Origin of the sequence: Shewanella sp. BJSY2023SW001, from assembly GCF_047314685.1 — a bacterium.
Lineage (GTDB): Bacteria > Pseudomonadota > Gammaproteobacteria > Enterobacterales > Shewanellaceae > Shewanella > Shewanella indica.
The window spans coordinates 18,609-40,243 of the sequence record NZ_JBKORF010000007.1 but is presented as its reverse complement, the minus strand read 5'-3'; the positions used below and the strand labels follow the sequence as shown (position 1 = coordinate 40,243).

General features: G+C 52.1%; 20 protein-coding genes and 2 other annotated features. Of the genes, 13 read left to right on the top strand and 7 right to left on the bottom strand.

Annotated features, from left to right (window positions below; genetic code table 11):
• The first annotated feature begins 60 nt into the window (after positions 1 to 60).
• The 8 genes from ACMHXH_RS00890 to ACMHXH_RS00855 all read left to right on the top strand — a co-directional run bounded on the left by ACMHXH_RS00890 (position 61) and on the right by ACMHXH_RS00855 (position 9,682).
• A complete protein-coding gene (locus ACMHXH_RS00890) occupies positions 61 to 711 on the top strand; it encodes a GNAT family N-acetyltransferase (protein WP_039034221.1) in 651 nt (216 codons plus the stop codon).
• Between the two features lie 12 nt (positions 712 to 723).
• On the top strand, positions 724 to 1,029 hold the full coding sequence (locus ACMHXH_RS00885) for a DUF962 domain-containing protein (protein WP_039034222.1): 306 nt from the start codon (positions 724 to 726) through the stop codon (positions 1,027 to 1,029).
• A 1,568-nt stretch (positions 1,030 to 2,597) separates the two neighbouring features.
• Positions 2,598 to 3,689 carry a 3-deoxy-7-phosphoheptulonate synthase gene (locus tag ACMHXH_RS00880; protein WP_025887857.1) on the top strand — a complete coding sequence of 364 codons (1,092 nt, stop codon included), beginning with the start codon at positions 2,598 to 2,600 and terminating at the stop codon, positions 3,687 to 3,689.
• Positions 3,690 to 3,702: 13 nt separating this feature from the next.
• The gene (gene tyrA, locus ACMHXH_RS00875) at positions 3,703 to 4,842 is read left to right on the top strand and encodes a bifunctional chorismate mutase/prephenate dehydrogenase (RefSeq protein ID WP_039034223.1); all 1,140 of its coding nucleotides are present in this window, start codon (positions 3,703 to 3,705) and stop codon (positions 4,840 to 4,842) included.
• Between the two features lie 229 nt (positions 4,843 to 5,071).
• Complete coding sequence (gene hcp, locus ACMHXH_RS00870; RefSeq protein ID WP_039034224.1) at positions 5,072 to 6,733, top strand: hydroxylamine reductase; 1,662 nt, start codon at positions 5,072 to 5,074, stop codon at positions 6,731 to 6,733.
• A gap of 68 nt (positions 6,734 to 6,801) precedes the next feature.
• Complete coding sequence (locus ACMHXH_RS00865; protein WP_082014279.1) at positions 6,802 to 7,899, top strand: hybrid-cluster NAD(P)-dependent oxidoreductase; 1,098 nt, start codon at positions 6,802 to 6,804, stop codon at positions 7,897 to 7,899.
• A gap of 99 nt (positions 7,900 to 7,998) precedes the next feature.
• Complete coding sequence (locus ACMHXH_RS00860) at positions 7,999 to 8,334, top strand: hypothetical protein (protein ID WP_039034226.1); 336 nt, start codon at positions 7,999 to 8,001, stop codon at positions 8,332 to 8,334.
• A 46-nt stretch (positions 8,335 to 8,380) separates the two neighbouring features.
• A complete protein-coding gene (locus ACMHXH_RS00855; protein ID WP_162206964.1) occupies positions 8,381 to 9,682 on the top strand; it encodes a cation:proton antiporter in 1,302 nt (433 codons plus the stop codon).
• Here ACMHXH_RS00855 and ACMHXH_RS00850 read toward each other — a convergent pair.
• Positions 9,670 to 11,625, bottom strand: coding sequence for a chorismate mutase (locus tag ACMHXH_RS00850; protein ID WP_335912418.1), 1,956 nt, complete (start codon positions 11,623 to 11,625; stop codon positions 9,670 to 9,672). The genes ACMHXH_RS00855 and ACMHXH_RS00850 overlap by 13 nt on opposite strands.
• A gap of 38 nt (positions 11,626 to 11,663) precedes the next feature.
• Positions 11,664 to 11,781: a sequence feature (Phe leader region), on the bottom strand.
• A gap of 110 nt (positions 11,782 to 11,891) precedes the next feature.
• On the bottom strand, positions 11,892 to 12,245 hold the full coding sequence (gene hpf / locus ACMHXH_RS00845; RefSeq protein WP_039034229.1) for a ribosome hibernation-promoting factor, HPF/YfiA family: 354 nt from the start codon (positions 12,243 to 12,245) through the stop codon (positions 11,892 to 11,894).
• Between the two features lie 312 nt (positions 12,246 to 12,557).
• Between hpf and ACMHXH_RS00840 the strand changes: the two genes are divergently transcribed.
• Positions 12,558 to 13,235, top strand: coding sequence for a cytochrome b/b6 domain-containing protein (locus ACMHXH_RS00840; protein WP_039034230.1), 678 nt, complete (start codon positions 12,558 to 12,560; stop codon positions 13,233 to 13,235).
• A 61-nt stretch (positions 13,236 to 13,296) separates the two neighbouring features.
• Here the strand turns inward: ACMHXH_RS00840 and ACMHXH_RS00835 are convergent, their stop codons facing one another.
• Complete coding sequence (locus ACMHXH_RS00835) at positions 13,297 to 13,749, bottom strand: c-type cytochrome (protein WP_162206962.1); 453 nt, start codon at positions 13,747 to 13,749, stop codon at positions 13,297 to 13,299.
• 197 nt (positions 13,750 to 13,946) lie between these two features.
• Here ACMHXH_RS00835 and trpR point away from each other — a divergent pair, with 197 nt between their 5' ends.
• Positions 13,947 to 14,222 (top strand): trp operon repressor, encoded by a 276-nt coding sequence (trpR, locus tag ACMHXH_RS00830; protein WP_039034232.1) that lies wholly within the window; start codon positions 13,947 to 13,949, stop codon positions 14,220 to 14,222.
• A gap of 1 nt (position 14,223) precedes the next feature.
• On the opposite strand, the gene ACMHXH_RS00825 is transcribed toward trpR, so the two are convergent.
• From ACMHXH_RS00825 to ACMHXH_RS00815, 3 genes are all read right to left on the bottom strand, one after another.
• Positions 14,224 to 14,604 carry a hypothetical protein gene (locus ACMHXH_RS00825; protein ID WP_052248087.1) on the bottom strand — a complete coding sequence of 127 codons (381 nt, stop codon included), beginning with the start codon at positions 14,602 to 14,604 and terminating at the stop codon, positions 14,224 to 14,226.
• Positions 14,605 to 14,758: 154 nt separating this feature from the next.
• The gene (gene slyD / locus ACMHXH_RS00820) at positions 14,759 to 15,370 is read right to left on the bottom strand and encodes a peptidylprolyl isomerase (protein WP_039034233.1); all 612 of its coding nucleotides are present in this window, start codon (positions 15,368 to 15,370) and stop codon (positions 14,759 to 14,761) included.
• Positions 15,371 to 15,662: 292 nt separating this feature from the next.
• On the bottom strand, positions 15,663 to 15,788 hold the full coding sequence (locus ACMHXH_RS00815; RefSeq protein WP_256213954.1) for a hypothetical protein: 126 nt from the start codon (positions 15,786 to 15,788) through the stop codon (positions 15,663 to 15,665).
• Positions 15,789 to 15,866: 78 nt separating this feature from the next.
• Positions 15,867 to 15,987: a sequence feature (Thr leader region), on the top strand.
• Positions 15,988 to 16,021: 34 nt separating this feature from the next.
• On the opposite strand from ACMHXH_RS00815, the gene thrA reads away from it, so the two are divergent.
• From thrA to thrC, 3 genes are read left to right on the top strand one after another with little or no spacing between them, the layout of a single operon-like run.
• Positions 16,022 to 18,487 carry a bifunctional aspartate kinase/homoserine dehydrogenase I gene (thrA, locus tag ACMHXH_RS00810; protein WP_039034234.1) on the top strand — a complete coding sequence of 822 codons (2,466 nt, stop codon included), beginning with the start codon at positions 16,022 to 16,024 and terminating at the stop codon, positions 18,485 to 18,487.
• On the top strand, positions 18,484 to 19,443 hold the full coding sequence (gene thrB, locus ACMHXH_RS00805; RefSeq protein WP_335912419.1) for a homoserine kinase: 960 nt from the start codon (positions 18,484 to 18,486) through the stop codon (positions 19,441 to 19,443). Before thrA ends, thrB begins: the two co-directional genes overlap by 4 nt.
• A 38-nt stretch (positions 19,444 to 19,481) precedes the next feature.
• A complete protein-coding gene (gene thrC / locus ACMHXH_RS00800; protein WP_335912420.1) occupies positions 19,482 to 20,774 on the top strand; it encodes a threonine synthase in 1,293 nt (430 codons plus the stop codon).
• Positions 20,775 to 20,915: 141 nt separating this feature from the next.
• On the opposite strand, the gene ACMHXH_RS00795 is transcribed toward thrC, so the two are convergent.
• Positions 20,916 to 21,557, bottom strand: a complete 642-nt coding sequence (locus ACMHXH_RS00795) for a trimeric intracellular cation channel family protein (RefSeq protein ID WP_039034237.1) — start codon at positions 21,555 to 21,557, stop codon at positions 20,916 to 20,918.
• Between the last annotated feature and the right edge of the window lie 78 nt (positions 21,558 to 21,635).

Sequence of the window (21,635 nt, the reverse complement as noted above, 5' to 3'; positions counted from 1 at the left end):
ACTCTGATCCAATATTGTTAAATTGGAAAGTGCCCTTTTGGCTGACAAGGACAACAACAAATGGAAACTCAGACTTCTGATTCCCTGCGTGCCGTTTACCTGACGGCAGAAGATTTACGCTTGGCCGCATCAATTCTTTATAACGCCTATCACGATGATGCGTTTTTTCTGCAGACCTTGCCGGCTGCCAATGCCGCCGAATATGAACAAAAGCTCAGGGCCGCAATTCGTGAAGAGCTCAATGAACTTTGGCAACAGGAGCAGCCCCTTATTGGTTTGTTCGACGCTGAGCGCTTGATTGGGGTTGCCTGCGTGGTTACCTCATCACTTCCCCAAGGCGAAGGGCGCTATTGGCATTGGCGTTTGAAAATGCTGCTGGGGACGGGCTGGCAGGCGACGCAGAAGTTGATGCAGAAGGAAAATTCAATTCTGGAGCACCTGCCGGCGACAGAGTACGGCGTTATTCAATTTATCGCAGTAGCGTTAACCGAGCAACACAAGGGGTATGGCAAGTTGCTCGTCCAGGCGGTATTGGGTTGGTGTGATGAGCAGCCGGAGCTGGAAGGAGTTGGGGTCTTTGTGACCGAGGATGGTCATTCTCATCTGTTTCGAGAGCAAGGCTTTGTACCTGTGGTTGAGCTCAATATAGGGTTGTTAACAGGAGAGTTGCTCTTTTACCACAGTCACACTGATGATGACGTCTACCAATAACAGGAGTTAAGCATGGAGCAAAAGTACAAGAGTTTTGCTGAGTTTTATCCTTTCTACCTGTCGCAGCATTCCGATCCCGTATGCCGAGGTTTGCATTATTTAGGTTCGACCCTGGTATTGCTTTTTCTGTTATTCAGCTTGCTTAGTGGACAATTTGTATGGCTCTTGGCTCTGCCTGTGGTGGGTTATGGCTTTGCTTGGATTGGTCACTTTGGTTTTGAACACAATAAGCCGGCGACCTTTCAATACCCAGTCTATAGCTTGATGGCTGACTGGGTCATGTTGGCCCAGTTTGTCAGTGGCAAACGTCGTTTCTGAGTGTTTTTGGTTATTTACCAGTACTAATGTGAGACATGTCTCACAAAGCTGTGCGATAAACATAAGCCTTATTGGCTGTTCTTACTGGTGAATAATTAAATATTTTTAATAAACAAGAGATTAGACTTATATTAGTGACTGCTGAATATTTGTTGTTCCCAGCCTGTTCTAAAATCGACCATCTCAAATAGGGGTCTTTGGGTACACTTAAGTTGTGGTCAGGGCAGGATGCTTTGACAGAGCTTCCAAGGAAGAGGGAGCAGCAAGGAAAGCAACGCCAAGGAGTTTAAGGTGGCAGCCAAGGAAGGGCAAGTGTCAGGATGATACGTTTTGGAAAGGCCTATTCAAGGATGAGCTGCAAGGAAGCCTGATAAATGGATTTTAATCATGGATGACAATCAAGACAGGACGTCTTGAAACCATTGCAGGGAAGTTAAAGCCAAGGAAACGGCTCGCAGGGAAAGCAGACACCAGGATGGATCCACAGGAGATTTTTTCCGGTAATAAGGAAATTGCCGCGCCAGGAAAGGCCATTTGAGACAGGAAGGTCTGCTAAGGAAAGTGTTCAGGATGAAGTAGAGGACAGGCTCAGGGATGCCAGCCTTTGGGTTAAGGGAAAACCCAACTCATGGACGACACCGCTCGTGGATGGGCAAACATGGAAGATGAGTGCCAGGAGGCCACAAGGAGGCTCAAGGGAATTGAGCAGACACCAGGATGGTTGTAAGCAGGGATGAAAAGATGGCTTGGAAGCTGTCATCACTGAGACAAGGTGTCCACAGGAAGAAATTCATACGCATGGAAGGTGCAGGGAGCACAACTCAGCGGGATGGCTGACAGCAGTAAATAGGGCGCGTCTTAGGACGCGCCTTTTCTTTGTGCGTCAGGCTGTAGTGACCAACTCGTTTCAGTTCAGTTCAGTTGGTGTTGGTAGGATGCCATTGTAAGCCCTCTTTAAGCCCGGTCATGGACGCCATTGGCTGTACGGCGAGGGAGCGCATCTTGAGGTGGGAAAGGAGTAATATGGAAAATAGCTCACGGATCTGACGAACTGGAATCGAATAGATGTACCTGCAATGGCTGAAGTAAGTGGATTAAAGTTCAGCATTGAATTGTCACCAATAATCCAGACACTTACCTGCTGTTCTTTCCGCTGAGTGACATGCCATTTACACTGTCTTTTGTACTGTTTGAAACCTGGATAGAGCGATGACTTCTCTGCTTTGTGAGAATAGCATTTGTTTATCTGGCCTCTCTTTGGCGAGAAGGTACAACAAACACAGGATAAAGAAACCTCCAAGCAAGGTGGATTTTTACTTTTTGTCATCCTCATGGCTTGATGATTTGGCGATTTTGTTGGTTACCACAAGTGAGCCAGGCTTGGCATTTAAACCTAGACAGAACACAAACTGAAACCGTTTGCTGTTTCCTTTGCAATAAAGATGAAAATTTTTCCGATTTCGCCCTTGATCTCCCGCTTCAGTCTCGGCATAGTGTAATGCCGTAATGGTGTACCGCTACAGTGATGCGTTCAGGTATGCCGCACAAAATAATTTCAGGTGATCAGAATGCAGTCCAGTAACATAGAGAATGTGCACATCAGTGCCGAACAAGTCCTCATCACTCCCGAAGAACTCAAGCAGCAGTTGCCACTTTCTGATCACGGCTATCGCTATATTCTCAGCGCTCGCAAGACGGTTTCTGACATAGTTCACAAGCGTGACAACCGGGTGTTGGTCGTTACCGGCCCTTGCTCTATTCACGATATTGAGTCGGCCAAGGAATATGCCCTGAAACTGAAAAAGCTCCATGACGAGCTCAAGGATCAGTTTTTTATCCTGATGCGGGTCTATTTTGAAAAGCCCCGAACGACTGTGGGCTGGAAAGGGATGATCAATGATCCCGATATGGATGAGTCCTTCAATATTGAAAAAGGGTTGCGGATGGCGCGGGAGTTGATGCTGTTTCTGGCCGAACTCGAGTTGCCGGTTGCCACTGAAGCGCTGGATCCCATAAGTCCGCAATATATTTCCGAGCTGGTGACCTGGTCAGCCATAGGCGCCAGAACCACAGAGTCACAAACCCACAGGGAGATGGCCTCCGGGCTTTCCATGCCGGTAGGATTTAAAAACGGTACGGATGGCAATCTGGGGGTGGCCATTAACGCCCTCAAGTCGGCGGCCAGCAGTCACAGATTCATGGGGATCAATCAACAAGGGCAGGTGGCTTTGCTGCAAACCGCCGGTAACCCGGATGGGCATGTGATCCTGCGGGGTGGTGCTGGCCCCAACTATGACGCCGATTCGGTGGCTGAGTGTGAACGGCAGCTGCATGGTGCCGGGCTCAATGCCAGACTGATTATCGACTGTAGTCATGGCAACTCCAACAAAGATCATCGGCGGCAACTGCCTGTGTGCCGGGATGTATTTGACCAGATAGCGGCGGGCAATCGCTCCATCATAGGTTTGATGTTGGAAAGCCATCTGTTTGCCGGTAGTCAGGCCTGTGACAAGCCGCTTGCCGAGCTTGATTATGGGGTTTCGGTCACAGATGCCTGCATAGATTGGCAGGATACGGAGCAACTGCTCAGGCAAGGGGCAGCGCAACTGAGTTCTATTTTACCCACTCGCTTTGATATGCTCAGGGTGGCAAATGGCTGACGGAAGATTTGAGATGAGTGAGAAAACCACGGCAGAGCTGGAAAAGTTACGCGGACTGATTGACGGCGTCGACCAAGAGTTACTCAAGTTGCTGCGTCAGCGGCTGGATCTGGTGGCCCAGGTCGGCGCGGTCAAACACAATGCCGGCCTGCCCATCTATGCACCGCAGCGGGAGGCCGCCATGTTGGCCAAGCGCCGCGTAGAAGCCGAAAGTCTGGGGGTATCGCCGCAGTTGATAGAGGATGTGCTCAGGCGTCTGATGCGGGAATCCTATCTCAACGAAAAGGATGTGGGTTTCAAGCAGGTGAACCCGGATATCAACAAGGTGGTGATCATTGGCGGCCGTGGCCAGTTGGGTACCCTGTTTGCCCAGATGCTGACACTCTCCGGCTATCCAGTGCATCTGCTCGATAAAGATGATTGGGATAATGCCGATGCTATCCTCGACGGTGCCGGTCTGGTATTGGTCACTGTGCCGATTGCCATTACCTGTGAGCTTATTCGCTCCCGTTTGCGGCACTTGCCCAAGGATTGCATCCTTGCGGATCTGACCTCGATAAAGTCGGAGCCGCTGCAAGCCATGCTCGAGGCCCACAGCGGGCCTGTGGTGGGGCTTCATCCCATGTTTGGCCCGGATGTGGGCAGCCTTGCCAAGCAGGTTGTCGTGGTATGCCATGGTCGGCAGAGTGAGGCCTATGCCTGGCTGCTGGAGCAGATAGCTATTTGGGGAGCGCGGTTGGTGGAAGCGGATGCCGGCAAACATGATAAAGCGATGCAACTGGTGCAGGCGATGCGTCACTTCTCCAGCTTTGTCTATGGCCTCAACTTGTGCCGGGAGCAGGCCGATCTCGATAGCCTGCTGCAGTTCAGCTCGCCGATTTACCGGCTGGAGCTGGCCATGGTCGGTCGCTTGTTTGCCCAAAGCCCAGATCTTTATGCCGATATCATCTTCGCCCAGCAGGAGAGCCTGGGTGCTATCTCCGACTATCTGGACAACTATGCCGGCGCTTTGGCCATGCTCAAGGCCGGTGACAGAGACGGCTTTGTGCGCCAGTTCCGTGAGGTGGCCGAATGGTTCGGTGACTTTGCACCACAGTTTCGCAGCGAGAGCCGCAGTATGCTGCAGTCGGTCAATGATATGAAGAGTCACTGATCTCAAGGCGGTCAACTCCGCTGGCAGTGCAACGCGATTTATCCAAGGGAGCCTTTTAGGCTCCTTTTTCATTTGTATCAGCAAGATAGAAGTCAAAAAGCCATTTATTCAGCAATTGCTTAAGGTGATCTCCTTCAAGCTTTATGACTCACGTTCTTTCGTCTGAGCGATGAAAGAGTACACTGATTTAAAACATGCAAAAATAAAGCATGATTAAAGGAGATATGCCGTGTTTTGTATTCAGTGTGAGCAAACCATTCGAACCCCGGCCGGTAATGGCTGCAGCTATGCCCAGGGGATGTGCGGTAAATTGGCCGCAACCTCGGATCTGCAAGATCTGTTGATTTACATGTTGCAGGGGCTGTCTGCCTATGCTGTCAAACTCCGGGAGTTTGAGGTTATCGATCCGCAAGTCGATACCTTTGTGCCCAAGGCGTTTTTCGCCACTCTGACCAATGTCAACTTCGACGACGAGCGGATTAGCGAATATGCAAAGGAGGCCGCTCGCTTGCGAGACCAGCTAAAGCAGCGCTATCTGGAGCTTTGCGAACAAAGGGGCGTGACACCCGAGCCTATGTCCGCCGCGGCGACTCTGCTGCTGGGGGCATCCAAGGCCGAGCTGTTACAGCAGGCCAAAGTCGCTGCGCCCAACCGCGGTGATGACCTCAATGAAGATATTCTCGGTTTGCGACTTCTGTGCCTCTACGGCCTGAAAGGGGCGGCGGCCTATATGGAACACGCCCGGGTTCTGGATCAAACCAGCAGCGAAGTGGCCGGTCGTTTCCACGAGATCATGGCCTTTTTGGCGACCGACAGCACAGATGCTGACAAACTGTTTGCCACCGCAATGGAGATAGGTCAGCTCAACTATTCTGTGATGGCTATGCTCGATGCCGGTGAAACCGCGGCCTTTGGTCATCCAGAGCCGACTCAGGTCAACACCAAGCCGGTGAAGGGCAAGGCTATTCTGGTATCGGGCCACGATATGAAGGATCTCGAGCTCATCCTGCAACAGACTGAAGGCAAGGGCATCAATGTCTATACCCATGGTGAGATGTTGCCGGCGCTGGCTTATCCCGAATTGAAGAAATACCCGCATCTGGTGGGGAACTACGGCAGCGCCTGGCAAAATCAACAGAAGGAATTTGCCAACTTCCCCGGCGCCGTGGTGATGACTTCCAACTGCATTATCGATCCCAATGTCGGTCAGTATGCCGACCGCATCTTTACCCGTAGTATCGTTGGTTGGCCGGGCGTGACTCACCTGACCGGCGACGATTTCAGTGCTGTTATCGACAAGGCACTGGCGCTTGAAGGCTTTGCCTATGATGAGATCCCCCATATGATCACCATAGGTTTCGCCCGCAACGCTTTGATGAACGCGGCGCCTGCCGTGGTTGAAAACGTCAAGAACGGCAATATCCGTCACTTCTTCCTGATTGGCGGCTGTGATGGTGACAAGGCTGAGCGCAGTTACTTCACCGACCTTGCCAAGGCGGCCCCCAAAGACAGCCTGATCCTGACCCTGGGCTGTGGCAAGTACAAGTTCAACAAGCTCGAATTCGGTGATATCAACGGTATCCCCAGATTGCTGGATATCGGCCAGTGTAACGACGCCTACTCGGCGATCCAGCTGGCGTTGGCACTGTCCGAGGTATTTGAGTGTGATATCAACGAACTGCCGCTGAGTTTGGTGCTGTCCTGGTTTGAGCAGAAAGCGATAGTGGTCCTGTTGACCTTGCTGTCACTGGGAGTGAAGAACATACGTACCGGCCCAACCCCACCGGCCTTCCTGACCGCCAATTTGCTGAAGGTACTGGAAGATAAGTTCGGCCTGCGTAATGTTGGCACGGTTGAGGAAGACCTGGAGGCGATTCTCGGCGCCGCTTGATGCGTATCTCTTGAGGCCGGGATGCCTGCGGCATACCGGCCATTTCTTTCTCTGTAGAGGGAGTTTCGATGACACTCAATCCATTACAAGTTTCGCCGGCAATCAGTCAATATCAGGCTGGTCAATGGGTTCCCGGAGAGCTGCGGCTCATTTGTGTCGCCCGCTGGCAGGAAACCCCGGATGTGGTGAGTTTTCGTTTTAAAGCGGCCCAGCCGCTGTCTTTTCATTTCAAGCCCGGGCAGTTTGTGGCATTGCAATTGGAGATTGCCGGTGAGGAGTATCGCCGCTGTTATACCATCTCCTCTTCGCCATCTCGGCCAAACTCATTGGTGTTGACCATCAAGAGGGTCGAAGGCGGCAAAATTTCCAACTACCTTATTGATAATCTTAAGCCGGGTCACAGCCTGATGGCTTCAGGGCCCTACGGTCAGTTTAACCTTATCGATATACCGGCCGAGCGCTATCTGTTTTTAAGCGCCGGTTGTGGCATTACGCCGATGTTTTCCATGAGTCGTTTTCTGACCGACAGTTATCTTGACAGCGATATCGCCTTTATTCACAGTGCCAGAAGCGAGCAGGATCTCATCTTCCGAGACAGTTTGCGGGCCATGAACAGCCGTCACGATAATTTTAAGCTGGGCTATCTGCTGGAGCAGGGAAGTGAGACTGCCTCAGTCTCCGGGGACCTTGCCGAGTGTCCTATGTTACCGGGACGCCTGAGCTTGGCGGCACTGGAGCAACTGGTGCCGGATTATTGTCAGCGCACTGTGTATGTTTGTGGCCCTGAGGCTTATATGACGGCCACAGAGCAGATGCTGGCGCAAGCGGATTTCGATATGACGCGTTTTCACAAGGAAAGCTTTGCTGAAAATACCTCGGCGCCCGCGGGTGACGGTTCGGCCAATTACCGTTTGAGTGTTGCCGGCCTTGAGCTCAGCATCAATGGCGAGCAGACCCTGCTTGAAGCGCTGGAGTCTGAAGGCTTGCCCATTATTGCCGCCTGTCGCAGCGGTGTTTGTGGCTCCTGTAAGTGCCGGGTTGTCTCCGGTGAGGTGGAAAGCAGCAGCCAGCAGACACTCAGCCAGGATGAGATTGACTCAGGTATGGTGCTGGCGTGCTCCAGCCGGGTGAAGAGTGATATTCAACTGGAAACCGGCCCCTTCTAATTCTGTTTCCGGCATTGCAGAAGTGGCGATCTCACAGTATGGTTAAAGCAGGGCAAGAGCTTTGGGCCCTGCATTCCAGATGTTGGCCGGAGACAGACTATGACCAGCTTACCCTCAGAAGCATTTGCCAGTGAAGATCGCAGCATGGGCCATTTTTTATATGCGCTTATGTGTGCCTTTCCATTGTTTTTCCTGCCTGTGATCCTGAGCCTGTTGATTAACTTAAGCCAAAGGCAGGTTGCACCTCTGTCGCTGCTGGGCTCTCACTTGCGCTGGCAAAGGCGCAGTATTATGGGTTTGGCACTGCTACTGGTTATGGGCTACTGGGTCAACCCGCTGTGGCTCAGCCTTAGCTTGTGCGCCCTGGGGGTTATCTGGTTCAGCTACCGGATCTTCAAGGGCTGGCTCAGCCTTACAGATGGACAAGCCATGTAGCTCTTGTCTGCTACCAGGGAAGCGGTCAGCCTGATCGCAAGGAAATATGACGGACTATCAACTCTTCTGTGTGCTGGCGGCGCTGGCACTGATTATCTCGCTGTTATCCAGCCGTTTTCACTCACTGCAGGAAACCATAGCCATCACAGGCCTGGCCATGCTCCTTAGCCTGATTATCCTGGTGGTGGGTAAGTGGTTTGAGCTGGATATCCATATCAAAACCATTTCGGTATTGCAGCGGCTCGACTTTCAGGCGCTGCTGCTGAACGGTATGTTGGGTTTTCTGCTCTTCGCCGGTGCACTGCAGATAAGGCTCAAGGTGCTGGCCAGCCAGAAATGGGAAATTCTCTGTCTGGCTCTGTTTGGTACTGTGATTTCCACTCTGACAGTGGCGGCGCTTTGCTTCTATTTGATGCCGCTGCTGGGATTGACACTGCCCTGGAGTTACTGCCTGTTGTTTGGGGCCTTGATATCACCAACCGATCCGATAGCGGTTTTGGCCATCTTGAAAAAACTCGGCGCGCCTGAGGATATTGCCATTCAGGTTGAGGGGGAGTCGCTGTTCAATGATGGCATTGGCCTGGTGCTGTTTGTTGCTGTCTCGCAGCTGGCTTTTTCCGCCGAGGCCCTGAGCCTGGCCGATGTCGGCGCGCTGTTTTTCCATGAGGCCGTTGGCGGCATTGCCTATGGCCTGGCGCTGGCCTTTGCGCTACATCAACTGATGAAACTCACGGATGAAGAAACCCAGAGACTCTTGATTACCTTGGTGGTGCCTACCGCAGGTTATGTGATGGCAGAAAAACTTTCGGTGTCCGGCCCTCTGGCCATGGTGGCCGCTGGAATCGTGCTGGGTAATTTCACAGTGCCCAAATGCTTTGGGGTCACGGGGAGAATATTGCTGCAAAGGTTCTGGGGCCTGCTTGAACACTTTTTCAATTCGCTCTTGTTCCTGCTATTGGGACTCCTGCTGCTGTTGACCCATCTGGATATGCAACTCTGGTGGTTCGTGCTGCTGAGTATCCCTGTGGTGTTGTTGGCAAGATGTGTCAGCGTGTACTTACCTTATCTGGGGTTCAGGCGTATGCGGCAATACAGCCAAGGCGCTGAGGGGATCCTGATCTGGGGTGGGCTCAAGGGCGGCCTGGCGCTGGCTATGGCCATGAGTATTCCGGCGGGGATAGTGCTGACCCCTGAGCTGGAGCTCAGGGATCTCTTGCTGGTAATGACTTATGCCGTGGTGGTCTTTTCTATCATGGTGCAGGGCTCAACGGTTTCCCGTTTGATCCGCCGCAGCCGTGAGGCGGCAGAGGCCGGTAAAGCCGCTGCCGAAGCGACTCAGGCTGTCTGATACAGCTTGGTGATTAAGCCTGCATGTTGCTGTGGATGACGGACATCTGCAGCGATGATTAAACCATCTACGCCCAACGTCTTGATAGCCAAGGCCTGAGCCGTCAGTGTTTGCTCACTGCTGCTTGGGCTGAGGCACAGGCTTGGATTCACCAACAGCGGCAGGTGACTCAGGGTTTTTAGTTCCACCAGGGCGGCGAGATCCAACACAAGTTGTTCTGGTTGATTCAATCCACTGACCCCCGCATCACAGAGGATTAACTGCTGATTCCCGCCGGCGAGCAGGGTATCGGCGCTGGCCAGCCAATCCTGTTGACTGGCCATGGGATTACGCTCCAATATCACCGGCAGGTTCTGTCCGCCAAGCGCATTGAGCAGCTCTGTGTTGTACATCTGTTTGCCGCTGAGCAGCAGCATGTCGGCCGCAGTCTGGGCCAGAGCCAGATCTTCTGCATGCTCCAGGGCAATAATGCTCTGCAGCCCGGCTTGGTTTAACAGGCTTTGCAACTTGGGCAGTTGCTGCTTGGCATCGGGCTGACGCGTCAGCGCACTGAGAACCACCCCTTGAAATCCTGCCTCCCTGAGGGCCTTGGCGCTTGGGGCAAAGCTGTCTGCATCTATGGGGAGGTTCAGTTGCGCCAAGGCGGCGAACTGGCCTTGTCCCAGTTTGAGCTGACCGCAACTAATTTCTGTGCTTGCCGGTTTATAGTGGCGGGAATGTCTCTGGGGTGACGGTTTGGCGCTGTCCTGCCTGGAACTCTCTGGTTCAATCAACAGTTGGCTGTGACTCAGCTGAGTTGGCTCGACCGTCTCACAAGGGTAACAGCCAAGTACCTTGATAAAGCGGGTGAGCCGTTCAAGCTCGGCAAGTGCTTGCTGCATAGCTATGGATGCCAGATTGGCATCGACATCTAGATAAAACATCTCTTCCCAAGGCGTGCCCGGGATAGGGCGTGACTCCAGCTTACTCATATTGAGGTTGTGATCTTTGAGGATCAGCAAAGCTTCCACCAAGGCGCCTGGCTTTTGACCGGTTGCCATAATCAGTGTGGTTTTGGCCGGCAGTTGCTCCGGCACTTCTATCGCCTTGCGGGCCACTACGATAAAACGGCTCTGGTTGATTTTTTGATTGGCCAGTTCCTGCTCCAGAGGTTCCAATTGGTAGAGGGCGCCGCCTTCACTGGAGCCGATAGCGGCCACAGTGCTATCGCCCTGGAGAACCTTTTCCATCGCTTCGGCGCTGCTGGCGCAATATTCCAGACGAAAGTCGGGATGGCGGCTCAGGTAGCGACTGCATTGGCTGATGGGTTGGGGGTGAGCGTAGACGGTTTTGATATCGGCAAGTTTGCTTCCCGCTTTGGCCAGCAGACAGTGGCCCACTTCTATAGTGGTTTCACCCACAATAGCCAGGCTGGTGTGCTGCAACACATCGTAGACTTCGTTGATGGAGCCGGATGAGGTGTTCTCTATCGGCAGAAACCCATAATCGGCATGGCCGGACTCAACGGCCTGTACTATATCATCGAAGTTCTGACAACCCAGATCCTGCATCTCTACCTGACGGCGTTGACAGTAGCGACTGGCGGCCAGATAGGAATATGAACCTCTGGCGCCCAAATAGGCGATGCAGTATTGCTGTTTTTGGGTTTCGGGATTGGCTCTGCCCTGGAGGTAGGCCTGCTGGTTCAGCACTGAATCTTCAATTATGGCCTGGTACAGACTGATGACATAATGGGCATCCAACCCCTGTTCCCGCCCTTGGCGAACCAACCTTGCCAAGAGTTCTTTTTCTCTCTGGGTATCACGGATAGGGCGAATGTCCACCTCTTTGCTGCGGGCGACTTCCAGGCTGAGTTGTCGACGTTTGGCCAACAGCGCCAACAGATCCCTGTCCAGAGTAGTGATGTCATCCCTTATTCGCTCCAGCGGCGGTACTTTATTCATTCAGACCTCTAAACCAGTAATACTCAGTGCATGATACAGACAAAAAAGCCTCCCTGGTGGGAGGCTTGGCAATTTTCATTTTCGTTTTTACACGTCAGGGCCGCCTCCGGGAATAAGGTGTAAAAAAGAAAATAAAAAACGAGCGATTAAGGTATGGCATGACGATTAAGCTAAAACTATCCCCTTGGGCTGTCAATCAAAAAATCCTAGGCTTCAATAATGAAAAGCGCACCCGGAGGTGCGCTGGTTAGTGGGAGATTGAAATATCAAGCTGCGTAGTCCTCCTTGTAATCGTATTCGAACTCAGGTTCGGTGGCTTCGGGTTCAAAGGCACCACGCTGAGCTGCGGGTTTGTGGGTCAGGCGATTGAGCTGTTTTTCCAGCTTTTGTCCCATTGCATTTATGGCTGCGTAGAGATTTTCATGTTTCGCCTGGGCAAAAAGTTGTCCGTTGGCCAGTTTAATTGATGCTTCTATTTTAAAGAGTGGCCCTTCTTTGAGGATGATGACATGGGGATTAATCAGCTGAGTATCGTAACGGTCCAGTTTGGTAAGGCGACTCTCAACGCGTTCACGGATGGCAGCTGTGACTTCAAATTGCTTGCTGGTGATCTTTAGCATATTGTCAAACCCTCTGTTGCTTCCTTGGCTTCAGATTAACAATCCCCAGACTTAAAAATGTGATCCAGATCAATATTTGTGGCGAGTCAGAGAGCGTTTGTCACTTATTTGATCACTTAGACAAGTTTGGATTATTTTGCCCTGAAAAGTCTTGAACCCTGGTTGATAAAGGGCCATATTTGATGAGATCACTGAGTATCAGTCCTTTCCGATTGCCTCCTCCCGTCGCTTTAAATATCATCATGTGTATTATCTACAACTCTTTACCCTTATGCCGTTCGGGCCAAAACGGGTGATAACAGGAAGTACTTTATGAATAACAACGAAGTTAAAGTGAAGGTCTGGGATATACCTGTACGGGTGTTTCATTGGGGCATGTTGCTGCTCTTGGGCGGGCTGTGGTGGAGTGCCGATCAGGGCGAGATGAGCTATCACCAGTTGTTCGCCTATAGTCTGATGATCTTGTTGGTGGTACGGCTTATTTGGGGCTTTATCGGCAGTGACACCGCCCGTTTCAGTCATTTTGTTCGCCATCCCCGTCAGGCATTGGATTATCTTGCCAAAATGCGGGCTAAGCAGGCTCCTCATTCTCTGGGGCATAATCCTCTAGGGGGTTATATGGTAATACTCTTGCTGACCATCATCAGTCTGCAACTGGTGTCGGGGTTATTTGCCACAGATGAGATATTTACCGAAGGACCCTTGGTTTCTTTTGTTAGCGGTGAAACTGCCAGTTGGTTTACCTGGCTACACAAGAAAAATTTTGATCTTTTATTGATCCTTGCCGGGATTCATGTGGCCGCCGTCTTGCTGCACCGCTTCAAAGGTGAAAAGCTGGTGGGGGCAATGTTCAGTGGCTATAAGCGCTTACCGGCTGCGGAAGCGCAGCAACCCAGGTTTGCCTCTTTGATACTGGCATTGGTGCTTTTATTGGTAGTCGCCGTGCCTGTGGTGCACTTTTTGATGATGCCCGTGATAGGTATGTTGTAAGCTTCCAAACAATAAAAAGCCTGCTTGATGCAGGCTTTTTTAATGTAATCAACGAAAGAGATTAGTCTTTCTTGTATACGTCGTGGCAGCCTTTGCAGCTCTTGCCAACGGCACCGAAGGCTTTTTTCAGCTCATTCTTGTCGCCGCCTTTGGCTGCAAGAGCCAGGGCGTCGGCATTGGTTTGCAGTTCTTTGAACTTGGCTTCAAAGTCAGCCTTGTCGGCCCAAATCTTGGCCAGGGCTTCAGTATCACCTTTGTCTGAACCATCGATAAAGCCTTCCAGTGGCAGTTTCGCCAGGGCTGCCACATTGGCTGCACGCATAGCTGCAACATCGGCGTTAAAGTCTTTCTTGCCTTTGAGCATGGCACCGATATCACCGAAGTTATAGGCCATCAGGCTGAAACCAGACTGACGGTACTGGATGGCATCATCGCTGCTTTCAAAGTTGTGGGCCTGAACAGCTGTAGCGCTAAGCGCCGCGGTGGCGGCTAACATCAGTAAGTATTTTTTCATTATCATTCTCACAAGTTTGTGCGTTAATGTGACATTGCTTGGCTATTGTACACATTTTGTTTGACCTAGGGAGTAGACTTTTTCAGTTTACATGTAAAGTTTTGTCAGTAACTGGCTGCTAAAACACGACTTTTTTTCGCAAGAAAACAACGCTATACTGTGTTCACGTACCATTACGTGAACACGAAAGAGTTGCTATGCGCCCTGATTGGATATCAGTACTGGAGAAAGTACTGACTCACAATAATCCCGAAGACCTTAATTGCCTGTTTGAATTACTGCTGACCGATGATGAAAGACATGCCATCGCCGGCCGTTTGAAGGTGTTTCAGGTATTGCTTGAAGGTGAGATGAGTCAGCGGCAGATTGCGGCCGAGTTCGAGGTGAGCATAGCAACCATAACCCGTTGCTCCAATTATTTGAAGCATATGCCCGAAGCGCTTAGAGAAAAAATCCGCGCCTTGATCCTTTGAGTCACATTAGGGGTTGTCGCGGCAATTTGTGGCGGCGGTATAGATGGCGCTGATTCAAAATATAGCCGCCCCAGGCACAGATGAGCAGTCCTAGTAGTTGATATACTTCCTGGTCGGCAAACCTTAACAGCAACATGCCCGACAACAGCCAGAGGAAAGGCAATCCTGCATACAGGGGGGCGGGCCAAACTCCTCCCCGTCGCAGGCGTTTGGGATCGCTGCGTCTGTGACTCGAACGCAGGTTGTAAATCCGGGCCGCAACCAATATAAGCAAAACTGATCCCAGGATCCCAAGTAAGGATTCGAGTAAATAGAGCGTCAGGCTACCGGTTAAAAAATACAGATAGGGCAGGCTCTCATAGACCAATCTGGATAAGATCACGGGGCATTTCTTCGCATCCGGGAGTATCTATTAATTTTAGTCCAAAGCAGGGCACCAGGCCTTGTTTTTCCAAGTGCCATAAACAAAGAGTCCGGCATTGGCCGGACTCTCGATTGTAATCAGTAATATGTTTAGGCGTCAGTATGACTGGCTATCAACCTCGGCAGCCGCAACCACCGTTACCGTCACAACCTTCTTTCTTGGCGTCTTCTTCGGCATCTGAATTACAGCAGCCGCCGTGTTCGTGATCGTGACCGCCACAGCAACCGCCGTGATCGTGGCCGTGACCACCACAACCGCCATGGGCGTGGATATGGCCGTGAGCAATCTCTTCGGCTGTCGCTTCACGCACGTCCATCACTTCGACATTAAAGGTCAGTGATTGGCCTGCCAGAGGGTGGTTGCCATCAACGATAACACTGTTGTCCAGTACTTCGGTCACTTGTACCGGGCGCTGGCCCATTTCAGTTTCGGCGATGAAGCGCATACCAGGTACTATGTCCTGGATATCGCCAAAGGCTTCCAGAGGAACTTCCTGACGCAGACCATCATGGTATGGGCCATAGGCTTCCTCGGCATCTATGGTCACTTCCAGCGTATCGCCTTTGCTCTTGCCTTCCAGTGCTTTTTCAAGTCCCGGGATCAGGTTTTCCATACCGTGGAGGTAGACCATAGGATCTGCCTCAAAAGAACTTTCTATCAACTGACCCTTGGCGTCAGTCAGGCGGTAGTGAATGGTAACCGCGCTGTGTTGGGTGATTTGCATATCGCCTCCCGTTCAGAATGTGGCCGCATGATAACGTGCTTTTTCCGCGCTGGCGATATCCGAGCGTTGCTTATGCCAACTGTTGCACAGAGTTTTGCCACCAAGATGACATTTTAGGTCAGGTTGGCATTAGAAAAGCCATTATTGTTCAGGCGTCTTTTCTAAAATTTCTATTTGGGGGTACTGACTTGAATCTTGGTGTGCTTGACTGCGCTTGCTTGGCTGATACTCAACTTTTAATCCAATACACTTTACGTCAAGGTTAAAGGTAATAAGGGAGTTTTGTTGATACTTATCCAGTTAAAAACAGACTTTGGTGAGACTTATTTAATGAGATTGGCATTTTATTAAAACTTTCATGAAAACGCCCCTTGACAAGCGCCACATAAAAAAGCAATCCTGTTTGCATTGCTGCCATTCCTGGGAGATTGACTCCTGAATGAACCGGCCTGAATACAAGAGAACGAACGAGTATAGAAACCTAATGTATCAGCTAAGCTCAGTTGTAATTACCACCATTACAACCACCACCATTACCAGTGTGGGGGCGGGCTGACTATACCCTGAAGAATTGCAAACAAGAAGCCCGCTCCCATCCAGGAGCGGGCTTTTTTGTTTCCTGGGCGGGCGCGGTAATTAAAGGAGATACAGATGAAAGTGATGAAGTTCGGCGGTACCTCGCTGGCAAACTGGCAAAGGTTTGAAATGGCAGCAGAAATTGTTCTGACCAGTGCCAGAGAAGAGCAAGTGGCCACAGTACTGTCGGCGCCGGCAACCGTAACCAACAATCTGTTGGCCATGGTTAATATGGTGTTGGCCAAGGGGGATGTTGACGAGGCCCTTGCCAAGGTGGCTGAGGTATTTGAAGCCTTGTATGCCGATGCATCTGTATCTCTCGCAGAGGAAGCCAGACAGCAGCTGAAGAAGGTATTGGCACAGCAACTGGCGAGTTGGCGCGCAAAATTGGCAGGAGTTCAGCTTCTCGGGGAGTGTCCTGACAGTGTGCGGGCCGAGATCCTGGTAGCCGGGGAGCGACTCTCGGCCGCCTTGATGGTTGAAGTGCTCAAAAATAAGGGAGTCAGCGCCGGTTTACTTGATCCGAGGGAATTATTCCTAGGTGTCGGTACACCCCTGGAGTCTGTGGTGGATATCGCCGTCAGTAAGCCCAGATTTGCGTTGCTCAAACTCGATGAGCAAAGAGTGTGGGTTATGCCCGGGTTTACCGCCGCCGGTGCCGATGGCAAGGTGGTGACTCTGGGACGCAATGGTTCGGATTATTCGGCCGCAGTTCTGGCAGCCTGTCTGGATGCCGACAGCTGCGAAATCTGGACAGATGTCGATGGGGTATACAATACCGACCCCCGGGTGGTTGCCGATGCCAAGCTGCTCTCTCAGCTCAGTTATCAGGAGGCAATGGAACTTTCCTATTTTGGCGCCAAGGTGCTGCACCCCAAGACCATTTCACCCATAGCCCAGTTCCAAATTCCTTGCTACATCAAAAACAGTTTCAACCCCCAGGCGCCGGGTACTCTGGTATCCAATCAGCCGGATCAGACCGGGCTGCAGGTCAAGGCGATCTCTAATCTGGACAACCAAACCATGTTCAACGTTTCAGGCCCGGGAATGAAAGGCATGGTGGGTATGGCGTCGCGTATTCTGGAGTCCATCGCCAGAGCCAAGGTTTCGGTATCACTAATCACTCAAAGCTCCAGTGAGTACAGCATTAGTTTCTGTGTGGCCACTTTGGATGCCCCCAGAGTCAAGTGGGCGCTGGAGCAGGAATTTGAACTAGAGCTCAAGAGTGAACTGTTGGAGCCGCTGGAGATGCGGGATCAACTGGCGATAGTATCCCTGATAGGTGACGGTATGCGTACCCACAAGGGCGTGGCCGCGCGCTTCTTTCAGGCTCTGGCTCAGGCCAGTGTCAATATCATTGCCATTGCCCAGGGCTCGTCCGAGCGCTCTATTTCTGCCGTGGTCGAGCAGCGCAAGACGCGTCATGCGGTGGCGGCCTGTCACCAGGGCTTTTTCGATGTGCAGCAGTATCTCGATGTCTTCCTGGTTGGTGCCGGTAACATAGGTGCTGGCTTGTTGGAGCAGATAAAACAGCAGGAAGCCATGCTCAAAGGGCAACATATCAGCATTCGGGTTTGTGCCATCGCCAACTCAGGCAAGATGTTGCTCGACGCCGCCGGTATCTCTCTGGCCGATTGGCAGTCAAGGCTCAACGACTCGTCCGTCGCTTTTGATCTGACACAGATGTTGGCCTGGGCCAAGGAGCAGCAGTTACTCAATCCCGTATTGCTGGATTGTACCTCTTCGGATGTCATTGCCGGTCGTTATCTGGATGTGATGAATGCCGGTTTGCACGTGGTGACACCCAACAAGAAGGCCAATACCCGTGAGTTGGCTTTTTACCGCGCGCTGCGGCAAACCGCGCTGGCCCAGCGGCGTCAGTTCCTTTATGAAACCAATGTCGGCGCCGGTTTGCCGGTTATCGATAACCTGAAAAAGCTGCTGTTTGCCGGTGATAAGCTGTTGCGTTTCCAGGGGATACTCTCGGGTTCGCTGTCGTTTATCTTCGGTATGCTGGATGAGGGGATGAGTCTGTCACAGGCCACGGCCATTGCCCGGGAAAAATGCTTCACTGAGCCGGATCCCAGGGACGATCTCAATGGTATGGATGTGGCGCGCAAGGTGTTGATTCTGGCCCGGGAAGTGGGCTTGCCGCTGGAGCTGGATGATATTCAGGTGGAGTCTGTCTTGCCGGATGACTTTGATGCATCAGGCGATGTAGCCCAGTTTATGGCGGCTTTGCCACAGCTGGATGCCGCCGTTGCCGAACGAGTGGCTGCTGCCCATGCCAAGGGTAAACGCCTGCGTTATGTCGGCCAGATAGATGAATCAGGTTGCAGGGTGCGTATCGCCGAAGTGGCGGCTGATGATCCCCTGTTCAGCGTCAAAGGTGGTGAGAATGCGCTGGCTTTCTACAGCCGCTACTACCAGCCGATCCCCTTTGTGCTCAGAGGCTATGGCGCCGGTACTGAAGTGACGGCCGCCGGGGTGTTTGCCGACTTACTCAGAACCCTCAACTGGACTCGGGAGGTCAGCGCATGAGTCAGTTTATTCCCGCCAATGTCCCCGTGACTGTCTATGCGCCCGCCTCTATGGGAAATGTCGGTGTCGGCTTTGATTTGCTGGGCGCCGCACTGGCCCCCATTGATGGCAGTTTACTGGGGGATACAGTCACAGTGGGCGCCGCGCCTTGCGGCGTTTCTCTGACTCAACTTGGCCCCTGGGCTCATAAGCTGCCGCAGGAGCCGCAGCAGAATATTGTCTATCGCTGCGCCGAGTTTTTCCTAGGTGAGGCCGGGATCAATCAAGGCGTTTCCTTGACCCTGTCCAAGAACCTGCCGGTTGGCAGTGGTCTTGGTTCCAGCGCCAGTTCAGTGGTGGCAGCGCTCTATGGTCTCAATGAATATTTCAACCGTCCCTATGATGAGCAGGCCTTACTGGCGTTGATGGGGCGTTTTGAAGGGGAGATCAGCGGCTCGGTGCACTATGACAACGTGGCGCCTTGTTATTTGGGTGGATTGCAACTGATGCTGGATTTGCCCGGGCGTATCTGCGAGCCCTTACCGGCCTTTGATTCCTGGTACTGGTTGGTGGCCTATCCCGGGATTTCATTGTCGACGGCGGCAATGCGCGCCTTGATGCCGAACCAATACGATAAGGGAACCTGTATAGAATTCGGTCGCAATCTCAGTGCCTTTGTTCATGCCTGTTACCGCCAGGATGAGGCACTGGCGCTGACTGTGTTGAAAGACGTGTTGGCTGAACCCTATCGGGCCGAGGCTATCCCCGGGTATCTGGCGGCGCGGCGCGGATTGTCTGAGCTGGGTATGTTGGCCACCGGGATTTCCGGCAGCGGCCCAACTCTGTTTTCCATCAGCGCTGATCTGGCCCGCGCCGAGCAGGCCAAACGCTACCTGGAACAACACTATTTAACCGAAGCGAGCGGCTTTGCCCACATCTGCCGCCTGGATATGCAAGGCACCCGGGTATTGTCCTGAAACGCATTTTCATCCAAAAAAGAATTTAAGGCATCAATATGGAACTCTATAACCTCAAGCACCCGGCACAGCGGGTAAGTTTTACTGAAGCGCTCAAGCTGGGTCTTGGCATGGACCGAGGGCTCTTTTTCCCAACCCGGATCCCGAAACTGGCAGATGTCGATGCCCTGTTGGCCCTGCCTTTTGTCGAGCGCAGCAAGCAGATACTCGGTGCCTGGCTCGCCGATGAATTGGGGCAGGACTGTGTCGACAAGCTGGTGGAGAAGGCGTTTAATTTCCCTCTGCCGCTGGTGCAGGTAGACGAACAGCGCAGTTGTCTGGAGCTGTTTCATGGGCCAACCTTGGCTTTCAAGGACTTCGGTGCCCGCTTTATGGCTCAGTGTCTCAATCAGCTTGGCGGCTCAGAGCCTCTGACTATCTTGACCGCTACCTCAGGGGATACAGGTGCGGCGGTGGCCGATGCCTTCTTTGGCCTGGATAAGGTGCGGGTGATGGTGCTCTATCCCAAAGGCAAGGTAAGTGAGTTGCAAGAGAAGATGTTTGCCACTCTGGGCGGCAATATTCACACAGTTGCGGTCGAAGCTGACTTCGATGCCTGTCAGCATTTGGTCAAGCAGGCCTTTGAAGACAGTGATATTCGTGACGGTTTACACCTGAACTCGGCCAACTCTATCAACATCAGCCGCTTGCTGGCGCAGATCTGTTATTACTTTGAAGCGGTTGCCCAATATAGAAAGCAGCATCAATCGGCGCCGGTTGTCAGTGTTCCCTGTGGTAACTTCGGTAACCTGACCGCGGGTCTGCTGGCCAAAGCCATGGGATTGCCCATCAAGCGCTTTGTGGCGGCCACCAACAGCAATGATACTGTACCGCGCTATTTGAGTTTTGGTGATTGGGCACCGCGGCAGACCGTTGCGACCATGTCCAACGCCATGGATGTGTCCGAGCCGAGTAACTGGCCCAGAGTGGAAGCGATTTTTGCTGAGATGAAATGGCCACTGTCTGACTTGTCCGGCCTGGCGCTGTCCGAGGGGCAAACCCGTCAGGCCATGTTAGCGCTTGAGCAGACAGGTTATCTGGCCGAGCCCCATGCGGCGGTGGCTGCCGAGGCACTGCGCTTGTCATTGAAGGAGGAAGAGCAGGGGATCTTTCTGGCAACCGCGCATCCGGCCAAATTCAAGGATGTGGTCGACCGCGAGCTGAACACCAGTCTGCCACTGCCTCAGGCATTGCAAAGAGTGGCCGATAAGGCGTTGCTGTCGGCTGTTCTGCCGGCCGATTTTGATAGCCTTAAACAGCACATGTTTGCGGTTCTGGATGAGGAATTATAGTCTGGTTTTGGAAGCCAAGCAGGCCTCCAAAATTAACAGCTAGATGAAACATCTACAGCTGTAGGTTAATAAACACAGATCCAACTGATAAACAATACGTTGGATCTGTGTTTGGCTTGGCAGTGCTTACCAAGTGTATTATCAATCCGGATGTGGATCTGAGCCGGTTTGGTAGTCGAAGGTTGGCATGGCCCAGTGATACTTTATAGCCAGCATCCGCAAACTGAACCCTAGAGTGAGGCACAGGCTGAGATTTAGCCATTCTGTCAGTTGCCATTGCGATAAAAATACATAGAGCCCAGCCGTGATAATGGAGATCACAGCGTACAACTCTTTGCGGAATATAAGCGGCATCTGATTACAGAGAATATCGCGAATAATACCGCCAAAAACCCCGGTAATCACTCCCATCACCACAGCGACAACTGGGCTGAAGCCCAGCAGCAGGGTCTTTTGAGCTCCGACAATGGAAAACACTGCCAGGCCAAGAGCATCGATTGCCAGAAACAGCTTTGACAGGTAACGCATCACAGGGGCGATTATCACCGTCAGCAGTGAAGCAAAGCCGATAGCCACCAGATAATGCCAGTTTTCTACCCAGATTAACGGGTAGTTACCCAACAAGATGTCTCTGAGCGTGCCGCCGCCTATGGCGGTAGCACAACCTATAATTACCACGCCAAAGAGATCCATCTGTTTTTTACCCGCCGCCAAGGCACCGGTCATAGCTTCGGCCAGTACACCAATCAGCCAAAGTATGGCGATAAACTGAGCTTCTTGCATAATATTCGCATCAAAATAACAGAGGATCAGAATTCTGCCGGAAAACACCGCAGTTTAATAGTGATTTTATTTAAATAT

Bases quoted from the DNA above. Each gene is read 5' to 3' on its own strand.
- ACMHXH_RS00815 (WP_256213954.1), bottom strand. From the start codon at position 15,788: ATGGCAGCAATGCAAACAGGATTGCTTTTTTATGTGGCGCTTGTCAAG.
- ACMHXH_RS00890 (WP_039034221.1), top strand. From the start codon at position 61: ATGGAAACTCAGACTTCTGATTCCCTGCGTGCCGTTTACCTGACGGCA.
- tyrA (WP_039034223.1), top strand. From the start codon at position 3,703: ATGAGTGAGAAAACCACGGCAGAGCTGGAAAAGTTACGCGGACTGATT.
- slyD (WP_039034233.1), bottom strand. From the start codon at position 15,370: ATGCAAATCACCCAACACAGCGCGGTTACCATTCACTACCGCCTGACT.
- ACMHXH_RS00855 (WP_162206964.1), top strand. From the start codon at position 8,381: ATGACGGACTATCAACTCTTCTGTGTGCTGGCGGCGCTGGCACTGATT.
- thrC (WP_335912420.1), top strand. From the start codon at position 19,482: ATGGAACTCTATAACCTCAAGCACCCGGCACAGCGGGTAAGTTTTACT.
- ACMHXH_RS00840 (WP_039034230.1), top strand. From the start codon at position 12,558: ATGAATAACAACGAAGTTAAAGTGAAGGTCTGGGATATACCTGTACGG.
- ACMHXH_RS00860 (WP_039034226.1), top strand. From the start codon at position 7,999: ATGACCAGCTTACCCTCAGAAGCATTTGCCAGTGAAGATCGCAGCATG.
- ACMHXH_RS00865 (WP_082014279.1), top strand. From the start codon at position 6,802: ATGACACTCAATCCATTACAAGTTTCGCCGGCAATCAGTCAATATCAG.
- ACMHXH_RS00885 (WP_039034222.1), top strand. From the start codon at position 724: ATGGAGCAAAAGTACAAGAGTTTTGCTGAGTTTTATCCTTTCTACCTG.
- thrB (WP_335912419.1), top strand. From the start codon at position 18,484: ATGAGTCAGTTTATTCCCGCCAATGTCCCCGTGACTGTCTATGCGCCC.
- ACMHXH_RS00835 (WP_162206962.1), bottom strand. From the start codon at position 13,749: ATGAAAAAATACTTACTGATGTTAGCCGCCACCGCGGCGCTTAGCGCT.
- trpR (WP_039034232.1), top strand. From the start codon at position 13,947: ATGCGCCCTGATTGGATATCAGTACTGGAGAAAGTACTGACTCACAAT.
- thrA (WP_039034234.1), top strand. From the start codon at position 16,022: ATGAAAGTGATGAAGTTCGGCGGTACCTCGCTGGCAAACTGGCAAAGG.
- hpf (WP_039034229.1), bottom strand. From the start codon at position 12,245: ATGCTAAAGATCACCAGCAAGCAATTTGAAGTCACAGCTGCCATCCGT.
- ACMHXH_RS00880 (WP_025887857.1), top strand. From the start codon at position 2,598: ATGCAGTCCAGTAACATAGAGAATGTGCACATCAGTGCCGAACAAGTC.
- ACMHXH_RS00795 (WP_039034237.1), bottom strand. From the start codon at position 21,557: ATGCAAGAAGCTCAGTTTATCGCCATACTTTGGCTGATTGGTGTACTG.
- ACMHXH_RS00850 (WP_335912418.1), bottom strand. From the start codon at position 11,625: ATGAATAAAGTACCGCCGCTGGAGCGAATAAGGGATGACATCACTACT.